The following is a 267-nucleotide window of genomic DNA, read 5'->3' as shown; positions in this document are numbered from 1 at the left end:
GCATTCAGCTACGCAAAAGCTCTGGCAAATGGCGGCAGTGCACACGCCATGCGGTGAGGCGCGGTCTATGCTTGAGCAAAGCCGATACGCCATGGGTGGCGTGCTTGGCTGGAGTGCACCGTCTGACAGGCGCTGGGTTGGTCATTGGGTTCGCCTGCTGGACAGGGTTCTGCATACCAACAAGACAGACGAGGAACTGCCATGAGCGCTGCGTCCGTATATCCGGTTCGGCCCGAGGTGGCCGCTCAGTCACTGACCAACGAAGCC

General features: G+C 60.7%; 1 protein-coding gene. It reads left to right on the top strand.

Going from position 1 to position 267, the window contains the following annotated elements:
* Nucleotides 1-205: hypothetical protein (locus tag AAEZ09_RS28405; protein ID WP_350601675.1), on the top strand; the 205-nt coding region annotated here is incomplete at its 5' end.
* Nucleotides 206-267 lie beyond the last annotated feature (62 nt).

The organism is Pseudomonas sp. 65/3-MNA-CIBAN-0223 (assembly GCF_040310425.1).
In the GTDB taxonomy this organism is placed as follows: Bacteria; Pseudomonadota; Gammaproteobacteria; order Pseudomonadales; family Pseudomonadaceae; genus Aquipseudomonas; species Aquipseudomonas gregormendelii.
The sequence above is the reverse complement of the archived record's forward strand: the minus strand, read 5'-3'. Positions and strand labels throughout refer to the sequence as shown.